The following is a 19,142-nucleotide window of genomic DNA, read 5'->3' on the forward strand; positions in this document are numbered from 1 at the left end:
CACAGGGAGCAGGAGCGCGATCAGAGTTCGCGATTTTCCAGCAGTTTGACCTCACCCATTTCCAGCGCCTCCAGCGGTGCCAATTGGGTCGCGCGGTCCCCGACCACCACCCAGATCATGGAGCCCGGCTGCAGGTACGACTGGGCAATTTTTTGCACCTTCGGGATCGTCATTTTTTCCGCGACAGATTCACGTTCGCGCACATAATCTGCAGGCCAGCCGAACTCACTCATATTTTCCAGCAAGCCCAGTTTCGCACTCGCGGTTTCAAAGGCGCGGGTGTTGGCACGCACCAGAAACGAGCGCGAGATTTCCAGGTCTTTTTCCGTATAGGTGGGGCCGTACTGTTTGAGAATATCGCCGATCAGCTGCACCGATTCGGCGGTAACGTTGGCACGCACACCGGTGCCAATGGAAAACTGCCCCACGGTCTTATCACCACTGAAACCGGAGCGAACGCCGTAGGTATAACCCTTGCCCTCACGCAGCTCCTGAGTCAGGCGCGAGGCAAAGCCGCCACCGCCGAGAATGTAATTGGTGAACACCGCCGGGTAATAATCTTCCGACACCACCGGCATTGCCAGGCGCCCAATCCGCAACACCGACTGTTTGGAGCCGGGCACATCCACAAAGTAAATACCCGGCTTGGCGGGTGCGGATTTCGGGTCGGGAATGTTTACCGGCTTTACCGGCCAGTTTTTTGCCAGCTGCTCCGCCACCGCGAGAAAATCCCCCTCGGCAATATCCCCCACCACATGTGCCCGCGCCACCGAGGGTGACAGATAGTCTTTGTAGTAAGCCTTGAGATCATCCATGGTGATGGCCGCCACGGACGCCTCGGTCCCGAGGCCGCTGTAAGCGCGAATACTGTCCTTGCCGTATAGAAGTTTTCCGTAGGCGCGACTGGCAATGGCATTGGGCTCTGCCTGGGCACGCTTGATCTGGCTGACAACACTCTTCTTCGCCAGCACCAGTTCCTTCTTGTCCCAGCGCGGCTCCAGCAACATCTCCTGCAGTAACGCAAACACCTCGCTGAAATTCCGCGCCAGAGTGGTTACATCAAAACGGAAGGCATCCCCCCCGGCGGACACACTGATATTGGCACCCAGTTTCTGCACCGCGGTTTCCAGTTCTTCCGGGGTGCGGTTTTTGGTACCGCGCTCCATCAACATGGCAGTGAGATTGGCCACCCCGGTTTTATCGATACGCTCCTGCAGCTGACCACCGTCGATCACCAGACTGAAAGTCACCGTGGGCACCTCACTGTTTTCGATACCGAAAACCTCGATGCCATTGGATAAAGCCCCCTGCCACACATCCGGCACAATCGTCTGTGCCGGCTCGCCGTAGTCGGGCTCCTTACTGCGGTCAAAACGCGACGGTGTCTTTTCATACTCGGCACTGGCGGAGGCATCGAACTGCCCCTCCGCACCGCTGACAATTTTCTCCTCCACCACATCTGCCGCGGTGGAACCCGACAGGGCCAGGGACTTCTCCCCTTTGGGCACGAAACTCGCCGCCACGAAGGGCTTGTCCTTGATGTAGGTGTTGTACACCCGCATCACGTCCTCGGCGGTCACCGCCAGCAGGCGCTCGATGTCCTCACTCACATAGCCCGGATCATCCGCGTAAATCTGATACTGGGCGAGCTGGAAACCCTTGCCCAGCACACTGGACAGGCTGTTGTAGAAGGCCACTTCCTGACTGGCCTTGATGCGCTCCAGATCCTCTTCGGCGATGCCCTCTTTTTCAAACAGCGCAAAGCCTTTCTCGATACCCGCGTACACCGCGTCCAGATCACCACCGGCAAAGGCCTGCACCGTCAGCTGCAACTGCCCGGCCAGTTCCGACTCATACGCAAACATGGATACGCTCGCGGTCAGCTGCTCATCCTCTACCAGCACCCGATACAGGGGCGCGCGCTTGCCGTAGGCCAGGTATTGCGACAGTACCGCCAGTGGATAGCTGTCCGCGCTATACCGGGGCACCGTGGGCCAGGCCATGGTCAACTGCGGCAGTCGCGCGAAATTGTCCTCGTAATACAGCCGCCGGGTCTCCTTCAGTTTGGCCGGCTGCTTGGGCGCCCGCTCCACCGCCTCCCCCTCGGGGATCTCATCAAAGTATTTCTCTACCAGCGCCTTCGCCTGTTTGGGATCGAAATCCCCCGCCACCACCAGTGTCACATTGTTGGGCACGTACCAGCGGCGGAAAAAGGTCTTCACATCGTCCAGCGTGGCGTTCTGTACATCCTCAAGTGAACCGATCACCTGCCAGCTGTAAGGGTGCCCCTGGGGGTACAGGTTGCTGTCGATCACATACTGGGCGTGCCCGTAGGGGCGGTTATCCACACCCTGGCGCTTCTCGTTCTTAACAACCTGCTTTTCCTTCGCCAGCACCGGCTCGGTCACCGTATTGATAAACCAGCCCAGCTTGTCCGCCTCTGCCCACAGCATCTTCTCCAGCGCATCCTTCGGTACCGTCTGGTAGTAATTGGTGACATCCCGCGACGTAGACCCATTCGCCCCCGCGCCGCCAATCCGCGCACTCATCGCATCGAGCCCACCCTTGCCCAGGTTCTCCGACTCGAGAAACAGCAGGTGCTCGAATAGATGGGCAAAGCCGGTACGGCCCTCCTTCTCGCGCGCGGAGCCCACATGGGCGGTGAGCGACACCGCCACTACCGGATCGGAGCGGTCGATGTGGAAGAGGACGTTGAGGCCGTTATCCAGCTGGAACTGTTCGTACTCGATGGAGAAATCGGGGTTGGCCTTTTGCTGGTCGGAAGCCTTTGCTGACACCTCGCGCTGAGGATTTGGCTCGGGCTGAGTACCGGAGCGGTCGCAGCCGATCAAGGCCAGAGCCAGGGTGAATAGTGCGGTCAGTAACACCAGAGAGTCGGTAAAGTTGCGGGGCATCGGCCGTTCCTTAGCGAGATTATGCTGAGGAAGATAGCAGGAGTGACACCGGACCGCGACACCGGATCAATCACTGAATACAAACCGGTAAATTACACGCAATTACAGCGCACCCAACTACTCAGTTTCTCATGTTATAAACACAACTCCGCGATGAAATTCGCGTCACACGGTTAAATTAGGAGGAACGTGAGCCATAAAAGCTCAGCTGCCGCCCCTGAAGAAAACGAGATAATGAGTGAATTAAATCTTTCTCAATACCGGTAGTGAAGCTTTCCCTGAAAAGTCTTTTAAAAAGATGCTATCCAATGACCCAAATACAGAATGCATTTAGAAACCCCATATACCAGCTATTCGTCAGTATCTCCCCCTGGATACTGATCTTTTTAGCAGCCACTTTTTGGGATTCACTATTCAATGCTGTCCCCGACAAAGCAAGCCTCACGCCTTTGAGTGGAACAGTGCATCGTGTCGGCAAGAGTAACGCTACGGTAAACACCGATTCGGGATCGATCAAGGTTGAATACGAATGCCTGTGCGACTCCGCATGGAGCGAAAATCAATTTCCGAAGGGAACACCCTTCACCGCTCTCGGCCAACCCAAGGGTGGCGGCTACTATGTGTGGGACTTCCAGGTCGGAGAACACAACCTGATTTCTTATGAAACCAAGGCCCCAAAACTACAACAACGTCGCAATCGTGCACTTACCTATGTAGTACCGGCTCTGGTCCTGCTCACACTGCTTTCAATTCAGTTGGCTTGGCAATCGCTGAATCAGCGTCGCATTGAGAGAGAAAAAAAACCGCTCTATCCACTTTTGGATCTTCTAGACGACCAAAATCAAGACGATAAAGCGAGATTGGAAGTGCTACCGGAGATTCTGAAATTCGAAACGGAAGATATCCTGGGTCCGCTCGAATTCATCGCTGCACAAAATACCAATAGCGAATTTCTACTGACACGGATAGGAACCGAGCTCGGGAAGTTGTGGAGCGAATTGACCATTCAAGAGGTTGAAAACATTACACTGGTTCAACCCGCAGCCAAGCGCGCAGCAATGGACGTTCTTGAAAAACAGGCACCTGAATTGAACAGCGAACTAAACTCCATCGGCGCATTGCGGTTCAGTCATTGATAACCCGCCAAGTTTCCGGGACTGTGACTGAACCGGCAATGTCTATCTGCTATTCAAGGGCGGGGCTTCTGGGGGCAGGAGCAGCGGCGGTCTGGCTGGTGGCGTTGGCATCGGCAGCAATCTGGGTTCTTCACTGAACCTTGAACTGGATGCAAACTCCTACGGTGGAAATGGTGTTGCGCACCTTCGCCTGAGTTACAGCTTCTAAACAGTATTCAGGTTTCTCAACGACTGGCGATGCCAAGTGAACAGTCGTGGTTCATCTTACTGTGCCACCATCACAGTACGACATCGCCTATAATGCGCAGCTTTGCCGCCCTACCCCGGAGCCAAGATGCGCGTTCTCTCCTTCCTGATACTGACCCTGCTTACTCCTATCGCGCTCGCCGCGTCCGATTTTTTCGCAAACCCGGAATTACAGCGGCAAATGCCTGCTGCGTTCGCGTTACAGCCGGAAGCGCGCGGTTTTCTTAAACCCGCGTTCAAGCAGACCATTGACCAGGGTGATGCGCTGGTGGCTGCGATCAATGCGGACACAGAACTGGCCGAGGCAATTGCACGCTGGCCCAGCTTGACCATGGAGCAACAGATTCCGCACCTGAAGCGGGTGTTTGCACTGGAGGTCGAGGCAATGGGCGTTGAGGCACCCAGGTTACTGATTGACGATCACAGCTACCCGGGCCGCATGGTGTATTTCGATTTCGATCCAGAGAATCCCTCCACCGGCACCGTGTATCTGAACCCGGCAAAGTTGGCCGAGCGCCCCAAGTACGAGTCGCTGGCCTTCCTGATCCATGAGACCCGCCACTCCCTCCAGTTCCAACACGCTTTTGGTGATTCCACCGATGCGCGAAACGCGGTAAATAGCGGATACGCCGCGGCCTTTAGTGCACAAAAAAACCTGAAGGGTTTTTCGTTCAGCGACTTTCTCACACTGCTGAATGAATACGAGGCGTTCCAGTTCGCCAACTATGTATTGGGGAAACTGACGAACTGGGAACTGGATATGCCAGACATGGGCACCTTTGCCAGCCAGTTCGACCGACACGGTGAGCTCAAGATTGACCTACAGGCACTTGCGGACGAGGACTCCGAACTGAGCCTGCTGCAGCGATACAACGAACTTGCGAAAGCGCAGCACGCATTACGCACGGAAAAAGCTGATAAATCAGAAGCTGCTTCGGGGAAAAGAAATAAAGACTAATGCAAAAGGTGGCACCAACCATTCGGGCTTGCGCCACCAGAATAGTCCAGGCTATTTCTGCTGCACATTAAAACCACGCAGACGAACCAACGGTTCCCCATGCAAAGGGTTGGTCGCCGCAACCGTAGAGTAGATATCGGCAAAGGTGGAAACTATCCAGCTCGCCTCCGACTGACGCATATTCTCGCCGCGCCAGGGGTCATGGTAAATGACATGGTTGGCACCCACACCGATCACCACTACCCAGTGCCCCGCCGCACTGAATCGGACACTCTGCGCATAGGGTCCAAAGTTTAACAGCGCTCTATGCACCACTGGGATACTCCAGCGCCCTACAGTCGGCTCCAGGCCCCACGCTTGGAATCCGGCACCGGTGATGATGTTTGCCACATCATCATCGTCCGCTCCCGTCAACACACCGCGGGGGTTTACGCGCATACGCCAGGAATCTACATGGCCGACATTGGCTTTCAAATGCGGCCCGGGGTTCACGCCGTGATAGAGCAGCAGCATTTGAGCGGAGGAGTCACCACATAGATTACAGTGATTCTGATGTACGAAGGGCACTAGGTACTCAAGGTTACCGAGACCCGCTGCGTGGCGGTTATGATCCCGCTTGGACATACCAAATATTTTGCGAAACGGCCCTTTAAGACGCACGGACTCCCTCCTCCGGATACCAATTTTCCTTTTGCTGCGCACCAATATATCACCCGTCTCATTTGATTGACACGGAACTGCGCAAGATCCAACGAGCGGATTTACCCACAGAAACCCCACCTTTAGACCTCTTTAGCGGTTTGTCACTGGACACCGAAAATCTCCCATGCGACGTCGGCTGGGCTGATCTGGGCGAGCGCTGAGTCACGCCCAAAGATGTATTTCCCGCCATTTTTTCCGAGTCACCGGTCCTTTCTGACCACCTGATACGCCTACTTAATATCAGCGCGCAAAATAATCATCCGTCGCGGGCGGCGTTTTCGCGCCTTTCGCCGACGGCATTGGCGGGCCGGTGTGGTTGCGCCGCCTTTCTGCCGCACAACAACAATAAAAACGGAGCGAGCCATGTCTTCGCCAGATCTTCAAACCTCCTCTCAGGAACACGGTAATCCCCGCCTCGCCCGGCTCGGTGTCGGCGAAAAAGCCGGCTTCGCCATTGGGGATTTCGGATTCAATCTGTACTGGACCTGTATCGCCTCTTTTCTTGCGGTTTTCTATACCGATGTCTTTGGACTGCCGGCGGCCATCGCGGGCACGCTGTTGCTGGTTACCAAGCTTATTGATGCGGTGACCGATCCACTCATGGGTGCCATTGCAGATCGCACCCAGAGCCGATGGGGCAAGTTTCGCCCGTACCTCCTGTTTGCAGGCCTGCCCATGGCCGCGGCCTCGGTGCTTACCTTTACCACGCCGGATCTGGATGAGACCGGCAAGATTATCTACGCCTATATCACCTACAGCGCGATGATGCTGGGGTACACCCTGCTGAGTACGCCCTACGCGTCTCTGTCCGGGGTGATGACCGCGCACCCCCAGTGGGTCCATAGGGGTCAAATCTTGACAGGGTCCATAGGGGTCAAATCTTGACATAGCTGTATAAAAACTATGAACTCTGACCCGCTTATCAATCAAGCATTTTCAATAGCCCAATGGCTTATCCCTATCACCCTGATCGCCGCGATCATAAAATCGCCTTGGTTCAAAGGCCTCTGGGGCGAGACGCTGGTCACTTTCTTCGGCTGGTTACTGCTGCCATCCAAGACTTATCGGCGGCTGCACAACGTAACGCTGCGCACACTAGATGGCACTACACAGATCGACCATATCTTCGTATCCCGCTACGGAATTTTCGTGGTGGAAACCAAGAACATGCAGGGCTGGATGTTTGGTAGTGAACGCCAGGCGCAGTGGACCCAGAAGATCTACAAAAAATCATTCAGATTCCAGAACCCGCTCAGGCAGAACTACAAGCATGTTAAAGCGCTGGAGACACTGCTTGATGTAACACCGGATGTTATTCACTCGGTGGTAGTCTTTGCTGGCAACAGCACCTTTAAAACATCGATGCCACCCAATGTTACCAAGGAAGGCGGGTATATCCGCTATATCAAATCCTTCACCGCCCCGGTACTTACTGAAGCCGAAGTCAAGATAGTTATCGGTAGGATTCAGTCGGAGCGGCTGGCACCGACGCGGGAAACCCACCGACAACATGTAGAACAGCTAAAGGCCCGCAGCAATCCGGATGCCAAAAGGCTCTGTCCGAAATGTGGTAGCAAGATGATCAAGCGTACAAGCAAGCAGGGACCGAATTCAGGTAATCAGTTCTGGGGTTGTTCATCCTTCCCAAAATGTAGGAACATACTCGCTATTGACTGATCTCATTCAATCTCGAATTTCGAGACGCGCCGCATCATATAAAAGTGAAATTCACGATGGCTCAGAACACCCTCTACATCGCAGAACCCGTATATTCAGAAAAGCTCCAGCGATTTGACTCGGAGATTTCCTTTCCGCCTATCAAGAAAATCGGTATCACCACCGACCTGCCGGAGAGACGGGAACGGGAACTGCTTGGCAATATTAGTCCGGTTAAAGTTTCGATCATCAAGGCCTGGACATCTATCGATGCGAGAAAAGTTGAATCGATGCTACATACCATTCTGGATAACTCGCGCCTCGACGGTGAGTATTTCTGGGATGGCAATGAGACGTTGGTCGATGCTGTTTCAGACTTTATTAGCGCCTACCACCCTGAAGCGGAAGAGATTGGTGTAATAGACGAAGCCGACGTGGTTTCTGCAACAGAGTCCGTTCAAAAGAAAAACTCACAGCGCATCTACACCGAAGTTGTTCCCGAGCTGGACAAGCTGTCCATCAAATACGCACTTACCAAAAATGGACGCGGCGTAAAATTTAAGCTCGGCGAATACACTTTGGCACTGGGTGGCCGCACCGGCGGAAGGTATACCATGACGATTTGGTCGAGGACCAAGTCAACTGAAGAGGCGATGTGCGATTTCAAGAACTCTCAGGAGCTTTCAGCAAACGGGTCGGAGGACAGCAATCGCCGCGCAAGAATCCCGATGAGCCCGCTGAGCACAATTCTCGACTCGGTATCCAACTATGCAATTCAAGAGCGCGCTACAGAAACCTAGTTAGGCGTTAATCACCGGGCGATGGCTGCAATCTTCGCCCTGCCTCCCAACTTGTCTTTACTGATTTTTCGCTTTGACCAAAGCCCAAGCCTGCTACATTCCCGCCCAAATATTCACCCGGAAAAATCATGGAACATGAAATTCTCAGAGTATTCCTGGCCAACCAATGGCTCACCATACCAATATTCATCATCCTGGTAATCGGCGTTACGCTCTTCTGGTTCGGTGGCCTGATGGCAGCGCTGACGGCGCTGGGTAACAACCGCTGGGGCTGGGGGCTATCGTCGCTTGTTCTCGGGCCGATAACCGGATTTCCATACTCGCTGATTTACAACGAAGCCGAATACCCGAAATCACTGATGATCAAGGGTCTGATTTTCCTGCTCGCTGCGCTCGTTTTATCGCTGCTCGCATGGGCGATCAGCTAGACACGCAAAGAAGCTTGACTCGCACTCGCTCTCAATAATTCCGCCACCAGCCCCGCCAAAGTCTCGATCATTACATCTCGGGCCGCCCTGGTTAGGGGCTCCGGATGCATTTCCCGCCATTTTTTCCGAGTCACCGGTTCTTTCTGGCCACCTGATACGCCTACTTAATATCAGCGCGCAAAATATTCATCCATTGCGGGCGGTGTTTTCGCGTCTTTCGCCACGGCATTGGCGGCCCGGTGTGGTTGCGCCGCCTATCTGCCGCACAACAACAATAAAAACGGAGCGAGCTATGTCTTCGCCAGATCTACAACCTTCCTCTCAGGAACACGGTAATCCCCGCCTTGCCCGGCTCGGAATAGGTGAGAAAGCCGGCTTCGCCATTGGGGATTTCGGATTCAATCTGTACTGGACCTGTATCGCCTCTTTTCTTGCGGTTTTCTATACCGATGTCTTTGGACTGCCGGCGGCCATCGCGGGCACGCTGTTGCTGGTTACCAAGCTTATTGATGCGGTAACCGATCCACTCATGGGTGCCATTGCAGATCGCACCCGGAGCCGCTGGGGCAAGTTCCGGCCGTACCTGCTGTTTGCGGGCCTGCCCATGGCCGCGGCCTCGGTGCTTACCTTTACCACGCCGGACCTGGATGAGACCGGCAAGATTATCTACGCCTATATCACCTACAGCGCGATGATGCTGGGGTACACCTTGCTGAGTACGCCCTACGCGTCTCTGTCTGGGGTGATGACCGCGCACCCACAGGAGCGCAATACACTGATCAGCTGGCGGTTTATCGCGGCGTTTGTGGGTATGACCTGCGTCAACAAATATACCTTGCCCCTGGTGGAATGGCTGGGGCAGGGAGACGAGCAGCTGGGCTGGCAGCTCACCATGACGGTGTATGGCGCTATTGCCTGTGTCATATTCGCGGTGACCTTTTTCACCACCCGCGAACGCATCGTCCCCTCTCCGATACAGAAAACCCGGCCGCTGGACGACATCCAGGATCTGCTGCGCAATCGCCCCTGGCTGATTCTGGTGGGACTGCAGATGGTCATCATGCTGACCATTACCCTGCGCGGCGGCTCCAGTTATTACTACCTGATGTATTACGTGGAGCGCCCGGAGCTGATTTCCAACTACCTGGCCGTGCAGGCACTGGCCCTGGCGGCCGGCGCGGCGATCACACCACTGCTGACCCGCTATGTGGACAAGGCGCGCCTGATTGTCATTCTGATGGCGGTGGTCGGCACCCTGTCACTGGCCTTTTATTTTGTTCCGAAAGATGCGGTGTGGCTGATGTTTACCCTGAATATTCTGATCAGTCTGGCGCTGGGGCCCAAGTCTCCTCTGGCGTGGTCGATGTTTGCCGACTGCGCCGATTACACCGAGTGGCGCAGCGGGCGGCGCGCTACCGCGATGACCTTCTCCGCCGCCACCTTCTCCATGAAACTGGGCGGCGCCATGGGTTCCGCGGTGATGCTGTGGGTGCTGGCCGGCATCGGCTATGTGGCGCGGGAGGCCCAGAGTGATGCCTCGCAAACCGGTATCGCGCTGCTGCAGACCTCAATCCCCGGCGCCTTCGCACTGCTGGCAGCCGCAGTGGCAAGTTTCTATCCATTGAATAATGCACGCCTGGCGCGTATTCAGGAGGAGCTGGGTAACCGTACAGCCGCAGGGCAGGCGGACCTGCCGACGACACCAGATACAGCAACCGGCGCCGTCGCTTCTGGCGGAAAGCCGCCCCTGGGAGATCCCCAAGCGGGACCGGCGGCGTCTTGAAGGAAATTACCCGATGAAACACGCAACCGAGAATACGGAACTGTTATCCAGCTCCGCAGACGAGGCACGCTGTATGCTGACAAGCCCCACCGCCATGCCCGCGGCCAGCGCCTTTCTGTGGAACCGGCGTATGCTGGTACAGGTAAACTGCCGGGGCTTTGTGGTGGCCCGCCATATGCAGCCGGAACCTGCTGCTTACGCCCACGCGCCCAATCTTGAAGCCAAAACCTTTATGCAGCCCGAGCAGCCGTTCTATGCGCACCACCCGGGGCGGTTCCTGTATGTAAAGGACGAGGACAATGGCGCGCTGTTTTCCTGCCCGTACGAGCCGGTGCGCGCGCGCGCCGAGCAGTTCGCGTTTTCGGTCGGCGCCGACGATATCACCTGGCGTCTGCGCCAAGCCGGCCTGGAAATTACCATGACGCTGCGTGTGCCCGTCGACGACGCGGTGGAGTTGTGGGAGTGCACCCTGCGCAATCATTCCCTTGAGCCACGACGGATTTCCGCCTACCCCTATTTCCCGGTGGGTTATATGAGCTGGATGAATCAGTCCGGGGAATACCGCGCGGATCTCGGTGGCATCGTCTGCTCCAGTATCACGCCCTACCAGAAGGTGGATGATTACTTTAAAAATCAGCACCTCAAAGACAAAACCTTTCTGCTCCATGAAACCGCGCCGGACGCCTGGGAAGCCGCGCAATCGGTATTCGAGGGCGAGGGTGGCCTGCACAATCCCGATGGGGTGCGCCAGCCATTGCTGGGTGGCGGCGATGCCCGCTATCAGGTGCCGACCGCGGCGCTGCAATACCAACTGCCACTGGCTGCGGGGGAGGAGCGCACTCTGCGCTTTCTGTTCGGCCCGGCCCGTGACGACGAGGAAATGTTCGCGCTGCGCGAGCGTTATCTGTCCGCCACCGGATTCGCCACGGCCGCTGACGAATATCAAAAGTATCTGGCCCAGGGGCGCGGTTGTCTGCAGATCGAAACCCCGGACCGGGAGCTGGATGCGTTTGCCAATCACTGGCTGCCACGGCAGGTGTTCTATCACGGTGACGTCAACCGCCTGACCACAGACCCGCAAACCCGCAATTACCTGCAGGATCAGCTGGGCATGGCCTATATCCGGCCACAGTCGGCGCGTTCAGCACTGCTGCGCACCCTCAGCCAACAGAAGGCGGACGGTTCCCTGCCCGATGGTATTCTGCTCAGCCCGGACGCCGAGCTGAAATATATTAATCAGGTGCCCCACACGGATCACTGCGTGTGGCTGCCGATTTTTCTGCGTGGATATTTAGATGAAACCGGGGATCACGCACTGCTCGACGAGCGGGTAATCCCCGAGGGCGAAGATCAAGTTGACGGTAAAGGTCACGGGCGCAGCGTATTTGAATGTGTCAGCCGCGCCATGGACTGGCTGGCAGCGGCCCGCGACGACCGCGGCCTCAGCTATATCGGCCAGGGAGACTGGTGCGACCCGATGAATATGGTGGGCTACCGGGGGCGCGGCGTATCCGGCTGGCTTTCCCTCGCCACCGCCTATGCACTGAAACTCTGGGCGGAGATTTGCCTTGAACAAAAACAGGCGGCAGCTGCGGAACAATATGCGCGACTTGCCGCGGAGATCAACAGCGCGGTCAATCGGCACCTGTGGGATGGCGAGTGGTTCGCCCGCGGCATCACCGATGAAGGTAAAGTATTCGGTGTGCGCGAAGACCACGAGGGGCGTATCTTTCTCAACCCTCAGAGCTGGGCACTGCTGAGCGGTGCCGCCGATGACAATCAGAAAAAGCATCTGCTGCGCGCGGTGAAACAGCAGTTGGAAACGCCCTTCGGGCCGATGATGCTGGCTCCCGCTTACACCGGCATGCGCGAGGATGTTGGCCGTGTTACCCAGAAGTTTCCGGGGTCGGCAGAAAATGGCTCTGTGTATAACCACGCGGCGGCGTTTTATATCTACAGCCTGTACGCCATCGGCGAGGGCGACAGAGCCTGGCACCTGTTGCGGCAGATGATCCCGGGCCCGGACCACGACGATCTGATACAGCGCGGCCAGTTACCGGTATTTGTGCCCAATTACTATCGCGGCGCCTGGCACCAGTACCCAGAGCACGCAGGCCGCTCTAGCCAGCTGCTGAACACCGGCACCGCGGCGTGGATCTACCGCTGCCTGATAGAGGCACTGTTTGGACTGACAGGTGAGGGAGCCGGTTTGCGCATTGCTCCACAGCTGCCTTCCCATTGGCAACAGGCACGGGTGCAGCGGCATTTTCGCGGCGCTGTTGTTGACGTGCAATTTGAACGCCGACAAAGTAGCGAACGAGACAACGACGAGGGCGTGCAGGTGTATGCCGATGGCGAACAACTTGCAGAACCCCTGATCAATCCAGTGCAGGCCGGGCGACACTACCGGTTGCGGGTGCTGCTGCCGCCAGCCGCACCCCGGACGACTGATCCGACAACAAGGTCGACAACAAAGAGAAAAAACCAAAATGCCCAAACCGCTTGAGCGTCTATGTATCGCGACACTGCTGTGTTTTTCCGGCCTGGTGCAGGCTGCACTGCCGGTGGCAGAAGGTGCGAAACTGAAACTGGTCTCGGATCAGTTTGTTTTTACCGAAGGCCCAGCAACGGACGCTGCCGGTAATATCTACTTCACTGACCAGCCGAATAACACCATCTGGAAGTATGCCGTGGACGGGAGCCTCTCACTGTTTATGGATGGCGCTGGCCGCTCCAACGGCATGACGTTTGATCACAAGGGTAACCTGTTGACCTGCGCCGATGAAAAAGGCGAGCTATGGCGTGTCACTCCGCGCGGAGAAGTTACCGTACTGGTGAAGGATTTCGCCGGCAAACGGCTGAACGGTCCCAACGACTTGTGGGTGGACCCCGCGGGCGGGATCTATTTTACCGACCCCTATTACCAGCGGCCTTACTGGGAACACAGCGCGCCCAAACTGGACAAAGAGGCCGTCTACTATCTGCCCCCCGGCGAGCAGAAAGCGCTGGTGGTGACGGATGATCTGGTGAAACCCAATGGTATTATCGGCAGCAGCGACGGAAAAATCCTTTATATCGCCGATATCGGCGACGAAAAAACCTATGCTTACTCAATACTTGCCGATGGAAAACTGTCCGCAAAAAAACTGTTTACAGAAATGGGGTCGGACGGCATGGCGCTGGACCAGCGTGGCAATCTCTACCTCACTGGCGACGGGGTAACCGTTTTTGATAAACACGGCGAACGCATCGGGCATATTCCGGTACCCGGAGACTGGACCGCGAATGTCACCTTCGGCGGCGAGCATGGCCGCACCCTGTTTATCACCGCCGGCCCAGCGGTATACACTCTGGCCATGCAAGTAGCCGGGACGTGAGTCGTACAATAACGGGTATCCCATCCCCCTTCTGATTTACAAAGAAGCGGAATACCCGAAGCCACGGATTGTGCCGATGGCGAACGCGTCGCAGAACCGTTGATTAACGCCATTCAGGCCATTCAGGCCGGACGCGTCTGCCAACTGCGGCTACCTGAGGCAGAATTCCGTTGCCGAAGCCCTAACAGCTCACACATAACAATATCCGGAGGCAGAAGTGGTGCGCAAAGACCGATCACCGATATTTTTAGCGCCAGGTGAGGGGCGCGCTTACTCCATGGGGTCGATGCAGGCGCTGTTTAAAGCGGACGGCGAAGAGTCATTGGGTAAATACGCGATTTCCGAATGGTGGCTGGATGCCTACTCCAAAGGTCCAGGCCCCCATAGCCACAGCGAAGACGACATCTTCTTCGTGCTCGAAGGAACCATGAGTTTTCTGGTGGACGATGAATGGATAGACGCCCCCAAGGGTAGCTTTGTTCTCGCCCCCGGAGGCTCTACCCATGATTTCGAGAACCGCTCGGCCGAGCGGGCCGGGGTACTGAATATTTCCGTGCCGGGTAGCTTTGAGCAGCATATGCCCCAGATTGTGTCCTGGTTTGCGAAAAATCCCCTGGGTTCAACACAGTCCACAGAAAAGTATTAGCGCAAAAACTCATCAATCATTTCGCTGCCACCTGTCGAATTCCCATCTTCTCAATCGACTAGCTATTACCAACACAGTCCGGTGTTGCCGTGAATTGAGGAAATACCATGTCCAGAATGATGTTTGTAAACCTGCCGGTGGCAGATTTGGGGAAGTCCATCGAGTTCTTCTCCCAGCTCGGCTTTGCATTCAACCCACAGTTCACCGACGAGACGGCCACGTGCATGCTTGTTGGTGAGAGTAGTTTTGTGATGCTGCTGACACAGGAGAAGTATCTGAGCTTTACCCCAGGCCTTACACTCTGCAATACCGGCGAGAGCTCGGAAGTGCTTGTATGCCTGTCAGCCCAGAGCCGGGAAGAGGTGGACACGCTGCTGGATAAGGCCGTTGCCGCAGGCGGAAGCAGCTATCGGGAACCCCAGGATCACGGCTTTATGTACGGCCGCGCCTTCCGGGATCTTGACGGGCATATCTGGGAGATCATGTGGATGAACCCAGCAGCAGTACAGTAGGCGATCTCTGCCCACGCACCGTATGTGAATCGGGCGGCCCGGGCCGCCCAATAATTTACAGGTGTCGGGTTTCTTCCGGCACGTTCATCCAGTTGTCATTGCGCCCGTCGAAGTACTGTACCGGCGCTTCGAGTAGTTCCTCTGGGGTGACGTTGTCCAGCGCCGACAGATAGACGGAGACAAACTCCCCACCCAGTTCCTCCACATCGCCATTGCCGAAGCTGCGCACGCCACAGTGTTTGCAGAATGGATGGTGGGCCTGCAGGGTGCCGAACTGATAGTTGCTCAGCGCCTCCTTACCCTTCAGCAGACGAAACGCTGCCGGTTTGATAATGGCACCCCACTCGCGGGTTTTGGTGCAGATGGAACAATTGCACTTGCCGGTGCCCGCTGCCAGATCGATATCCGCTTCAAACTCCACCGCGCCGCAGTGACAGCTGCCTTTGTAGGTTTTTTTCATTGGGCTGGCTCCGCGAGTGCATCGTCCTTGGCATTGGCACGCTTGTGGGCATCGCGACCGGTTACCCGTTTTGCGTAATCGATAAACTCGATACGTTTTTCGATGGTGCCGAACTGCAACCCCCAGGCGATCTGGGCGCCCACATAGACATCGGCAGCGGTAAAGCGCTCACCGGTGACATAGGTATGCTTCATAAACCAGCTGGACAGTGTATCCAGTACTGCGGCGTAGCTACCGTAACCCACCATGCGCTGCTTTTCCGCATCAACATCGATACCCAGCATTTTGCTGTCGGTGATTGCGGCTTCCAGAGGTCCCGCAGTGAAAAACAACCAGCGGTAGTAACTGGCACGCTCTTCCGGCGTGGGGGCCAGCCCGGCCTCAGGAAACACCTCTGCCAGGTAGGCGCAGATGGCGGAGCACTCGGTCACCACCTGCCCCTGGTGCACGATCGCCGGCACTTTACCCATGGGGTTCAGTTTCAGGTACGCCGGCGCTTTCATACTGCTGTCGTAATCCAGTATTTCCACCTGATAAGGCGCACTCAGCTCTTCGAGCATCCAGCGCGCAGTGCGGCCGCGGGATTGAGGGTGGGTGTAGAGCATTACTTCGTTGGACATGGGATCTCCCTTCGTTCGGTTGCCTAGTGTCTGTTGAGAACGTGGAAGGACTGTAAAGCCCAATTAGGCTATATTCCGCCCTATTAAAATCAGGCGGGATGCAATTGATGTCGAATCCAACGACACGTGTACTGGCACTGCTGGAACTGCTGCAGTCGCACGGTAATGCCACCGGCAGTGAACTCGCCGGCAAGCTGGGTGTGGATGGGCGCACCCTGCGGCGCTATATCAATACCCTTGAGGAAATCGGTATCCCGCTGACCAGTGAGCGCGGGCGCTACGGCGGCTACCGACTGGTCTCCGGCTATAAACTGCCGCCGATGATGTTTACCAATGAAGAGACCCTGGCGATCTCCCTCGGTCTGCTGGCGGCACGCAGCCTGAACCTGGGCGATATGGGCTCAGCGGTGGCCAGTGCCCAGGCCAAGCTCGAACGGGTGATGCCACAGAAGCTGAAACAGCAGTTACGGGCGTTGGATGAGAACATCACGCTGGATTTTTTACCTTCCCCGGCACCGGCCAGTGCGATTCTCGCTACCCTGGCATCCGCCACTCAGGAGCGCTGCCGCACGGTGTTCGAGTACACCAGCATCACCGACAAGGCAGCCGGCACCGAGATCACTCTGCAACGGGAGTTTGATCCCTACGGTCTCGTGTTTCGCCGCGGCCGCTGGTACGCGGTGGGCCACTGCCATCTGCGCGGTGAACTGCGCACCTTCCGTCTCGACCGCATGAATGCGCTGCAGCGTCTGAATATTCCGTTCGAGCGCCCGCGGGATTTTGATGCGGCCTCCTACCTCAACCAGAGCTTCTCGCAAATGGATTCCGCCGTGGAGGTGGAACTGCTGCTGCACACCAATTTGGCCACGGCCAGCGCCATGCTTGGTCACGAGGAAGGGCTGCTGACACCCCAGGGGGACGCCGTACACTGGCGGGCACACACGGGCTGCCTGGGCTGGTTTTCCTCACAGCTGATGCAGTTGCCCTGCCGCTTCGAAATCCTCTCACCGCCAAACCTGAAAGCAGAGCTCCGCCGCCAGGCCGAACGGCTGATGGCCCTGGCGGCGGAGTGAAACCGACACCCCTCAAGACACTATTTTTATTTGACCAGCTCCACTTCCGTGGGCCGCCAGCTTTTATCGAAGAAAGGTTGCAGTGGACTGTACAGCCGCAGCACCGGGAAGTAGCTCTTTCCAGGAATGGTCTGTATCCAGTTTCCCCGCGCTACCCCCGCAGGCTGCTCCGGACCGAAAAACACGGTTGTTGAACCTGCCGTCCCGGGCTCTGCTGCGGGAGAGGGATAGCTTTGGCTGCCGGCGCGGGGATATCGCTGCGGCGTTTTCAGCATCGAGCGGGTCTGGGTGTCGTACAGGGTAAATGACCAGAAGCGCTCCGCTGGAACGCCTTTCGGCAGGGTCACCTTATAGGTCTTTGCACCATCGAAGTAATTTTTGTCCGCATCCACCATCGTCCATAAATAGGTGGAGCCGATACCGGTAAGCCGCATGGCCATGGCCGGGGTGATACCGGTTACCCCGTAGAAAAACGCGGTCCGCGCATCCAGCTTGCGGTAACCGGTGGCAGGAAATGGCTTGACGCCTTCTTTGGTAATTTCCGGAATCGGGGTTTCGAACTGATAGCCGGTATCGAACAGCATGTTCTGCCAGTTGCTTCCCTCGTAGTAGTACCAGCTGTGATCCCGGGGGCTCATGAAAACGCTGCGGGCGGTGGCATTGGCGAGCTGCAGGGCATCGGTGAGAATCTTTTTCATGCGCGCGTCGGGTTTGAAGGGTTTGCCTTTGACGATGCCAATTGCGGCAATGGGTCCCATCAGCTCCGGATCAAGCGCGGTCGCCGGCTCCTGCTGCACGACGTCATTGAGCATTTCATAAAAACGCCAGTCATTGGGCGGAATGGTATTCATCACCTTACCGCTGCCCTCATGAAATACCGTCTCCGGCACGGATTCCAGTTTTGCGAGCTTTGACTTGCCGTCGAGGAACTCTGCAATTGGTGTGCCGAGACCACCGGGCTGGTAGGGGTAGATTTTGGTGAATTTCCGAATGCGCTCCACCGCCGGTTTCGGGTCATTGTTCTCTAGAAACGCACGGGCGAACCACACTCCGTAATGGGTTTTAGAATGCGCCACATTGTATTCCCCCTCCGGCAGGGCGCCCTCGTAATCCGGCGGCACGATAAGGTAGCGCCCGCCCCGGCCACGATCCGGCCCCGGCGAGCCCATATCGATCACCCAGCGGAACCAGGCGTCCTGCACGGTACCGAGAACGCCCGGCGGCACCTCGATCACCATTGGCCCCTTGGTCAAGTCAAGCCCGCCAATCAGGTAAATGGTGTCGGCATTGGCGGTGAGGAAAAGCGAATTGGCATCCATCAACTCGGAAAAGAGGATGACCTCGTTGTCCTTTACGCCGATGTCTTTTAGCCCCTTGCGAAGGGCGTGAATGCTCACACCGCGCAAAGACTCGGTGAAGGTACGGAAGGCATGATGGAGGTCCAGATGGTCATATATCTTGCCAACGGTTTCTTTGCTTGGCATGCCATCATCGAATTCCAGGGTGCCCAGGTGGGTTTCAACCTTGTCCGGCGTTGTTATGGACGCGGGAATATCACTTCCGGACTGCGCCAGGAGGAGTTCTGGGCCAATCAGTAATGTGGACGCACACACTACTGCCAGAAACTTCTTCAAGTTCTGCATGGGAATACCTTCGGCGCTGAGGGCAAGAATTGCGAGACAGATTATGGGGGTCGCTTAAAAGATAGCGGCCGGCCGACGTGCCGCCAGTAAATGGCGTTTACTTCCTTTTTACTAAAATTGACACTACAACAGCCAATTGATCGACGGTGAATGTGAAAACTGCAATCTTCGTATTTCTTTTTGTACT

At 56.5% G+C, this 19,142-nt stretch carries 17 protein-coding genes; 12 read left to right on the top strand and 5 right to left on the bottom strand.

Going from position 1 to position 19,142, the window contains the following annotated elements; genetic code table 11:
* Positions 1-20: 20 nt before the first annotated feature.
* Complete coding sequence (locus ACYX4K_RS12925; protein ID WP_475091714.1) at positions 21-2,915, bottom strand: M16 family metallopeptidase; 2,895 nt, start codon at positions 2,913-2,915, stop codon at positions 21-23.
* Between the two features lie 308 nt (positions 2,916-3,223).
* Here ACYX4K_RS12925 and ACYX4K_RS12930 point away from each other — a divergent pair, with 308 nt between their 5' ends.
* The gene (locus ACYX4K_RS12930; protein WP_475091713.1) at positions 3,224-4,051 is read left to right on the top strand and encodes a hypothetical protein; all 828 of its coding nucleotides are present in this window, start codon (positions 3,224-3,226) and stop codon (positions 4,049-4,051) included.
* A 334-nt stretch (positions 4,052-4,385) separates the two neighbouring features.
* Positions 4,386-5,255, top strand: coding sequence for a hypothetical protein (locus ACYX4K_RS12935; RefSeq protein WP_475091712.1), 870 nt, complete (start codon positions 4,386-4,388; stop codon positions 5,253-5,255).
* A 51-nt stretch (positions 5,256-5,306) separates the two neighbouring features.
* Here ACYX4K_RS12935 and ACYX4K_RS12940 read toward each other — a convergent pair whose 3' ends face one another.
* Complete coding sequence (locus ACYX4K_RS12940; RefSeq protein WP_475091711.1) at positions 5,307-5,915, bottom strand: papain-like cysteine protease family protein; 609 nt, start codon at positions 5,913-5,915, stop codon at positions 5,307-5,309.
* A gap of 405 nt (positions 5,916-6,320) precedes the next feature.
* Between ACYX4K_RS12940 and ACYX4K_RS12945 the strand changes: the two genes are divergently transcribed.
* The 9 genes from ACYX4K_RS12945 to ACYX4K_RS12985 all read left to right on the top strand — a co-directional run bounded on the left by ACYX4K_RS12945 (position 6,321) and on the right by ACYX4K_RS12985 (position 15,159).
* A complete protein-coding gene (locus ACYX4K_RS12945; RefSeq protein ID WP_475091710.1) occupies positions 6,321-6,842 on the top strand; it encodes an MFS transporter in 522 nt (173 codons plus the stop codon).
* 18 nt (positions 6,843-6,860) lie between these two features.
* A complete protein-coding gene (locus ACYX4K_RS12950; protein ID WP_475091709.1) occupies positions 6,861-7,634 on the top strand; it encodes an NERD domain-containing protein in 774 nt (257 codons plus the stop codon).
* A gap of 56 nt (positions 7,635-7,690) precedes the next feature.
* Positions 7,691-8,413, top strand: a complete 723-nt coding sequence (locus tag ACYX4K_RS12955) for a GIY-YIG nuclease family protein (RefSeq protein ID WP_475091708.1) — start codon at positions 7,691-7,693, stop codon at positions 8,411-8,413.
* 128 nt (positions 8,414-8,541) lie between these two features.
* The gene (locus ACYX4K_RS12960) at positions 8,542-8,841 is read left to right on the top strand and encodes a hypothetical protein (RefSeq protein ID WP_475091707.1); all 300 of its coding nucleotides are present in this window, start codon (positions 8,542-8,544) and stop codon (positions 8,839-8,841) included.
* Positions 8,842-9,133: 292 nt separating this feature from the next.
* Entirely contained in the window at positions 9,134-10,624 is a 1,491-nt protein-coding gene (locus ACYX4K_RS12965) for a glycoside-pentoside-hexuronide (GPH):cation symporter (protein WP_475091706.1), read from the top strand.
* A gap of 13 nt (positions 10,625-10,637) precedes the next feature.
* Entirely contained in the window at positions 10,638-13,130 is a 2,493-nt protein-coding gene (locus ACYX4K_RS12970) for a GH36-type glycosyl hydrolase domain-containing protein (protein ID WP_475091705.1), read from the top strand.
* Positions 13,114-14,001 (top strand): SMP-30/gluconolactonase/LRE family protein, encoded by an 888-nt coding sequence (locus ACYX4K_RS12975; protein ID WP_475091704.1) that lies wholly within the window; start codon positions 13,114-13,116, stop codon positions 13,999-14,001. The genes ACYX4K_RS12970 and ACYX4K_RS12975 overlap by 17 nt, the downstream gene beginning before the upstream one ends.
* A gap of 220 nt (positions 14,002-14,221) precedes the next feature.
* A complete protein-coding gene (locus ACYX4K_RS12980) occupies positions 14,222-14,647 on the top strand; it encodes a cupin domain-containing protein (protein ID WP_475091703.1) in 426 nt (141 codons plus the stop codon).
* Positions 14,648-14,754: 107 nt separating this feature from the next.
* The gene (locus ACYX4K_RS12985) at positions 14,755-15,159 is read left to right on the top strand and encodes a VOC family protein (RefSeq protein ID WP_475091702.1); all 405 of its coding nucleotides are present in this window, start codon (positions 14,755-14,757) and stop codon (positions 15,157-15,159) included.
* A gap of 55 nt (positions 15,160-15,214) precedes the next feature.
* On the opposite strand, the gene ACYX4K_RS12990 is transcribed toward ACYX4K_RS12985, so the two are convergent.
* Positions 15,215-15,619, bottom strand: a complete 405-nt coding sequence (locus tag ACYX4K_RS12990; protein WP_475091701.1) for a GFA family protein — start codon at positions 15,617-15,619, stop codon at positions 15,215-15,217.
* Positions 15,616-16,239, bottom strand: a complete 624-nt coding sequence (locus ACYX4K_RS12995) for a glutathione S-transferase family protein (RefSeq protein ID WP_475091700.1) — start codon at positions 16,237-16,239, stop codon at positions 15,616-15,618. The genes ACYX4K_RS12990 and ACYX4K_RS12995 overlap by 4 nt, the downstream gene beginning before the upstream one ends.
* Positions 16,240-16,346: 107 nt before the next feature.
* Here ACYX4K_RS12995 and ACYX4K_RS13000 point away from each other — a divergent pair, with 107 nt between their 5' ends.
* Positions 16,347-17,312 carry a helix-turn-helix transcriptional regulator gene (locus ACYX4K_RS13000; protein ID WP_475091699.1) on the top strand — a complete coding sequence of 322 codons (966 nt, stop codon included), beginning with the start codon at positions 16,347-16,349 and terminating at the stop codon, positions 17,310-17,312.
* Positions 17,313-17,338: 26 nt separating this feature from the next.
* On the opposite strand, the gene ACYX4K_RS13005 is transcribed toward ACYX4K_RS13000, so the two are convergent.
* Positions 17,339-18,955 carry a DUF1254 domain-containing protein gene (locus ACYX4K_RS13005; protein ID WP_475091698.1) on the bottom strand — a complete coding sequence of 539 codons (1,617 nt, stop codon included), beginning with the start codon at positions 18,953-18,955 and terminating at the stop codon, positions 17,339-17,341.
* Positions 18,956-19,142: the final 187 nt, after the last annotated feature.

The organism is Microbulbifer sp. ABF4_107, assembly GCF_056312215.1.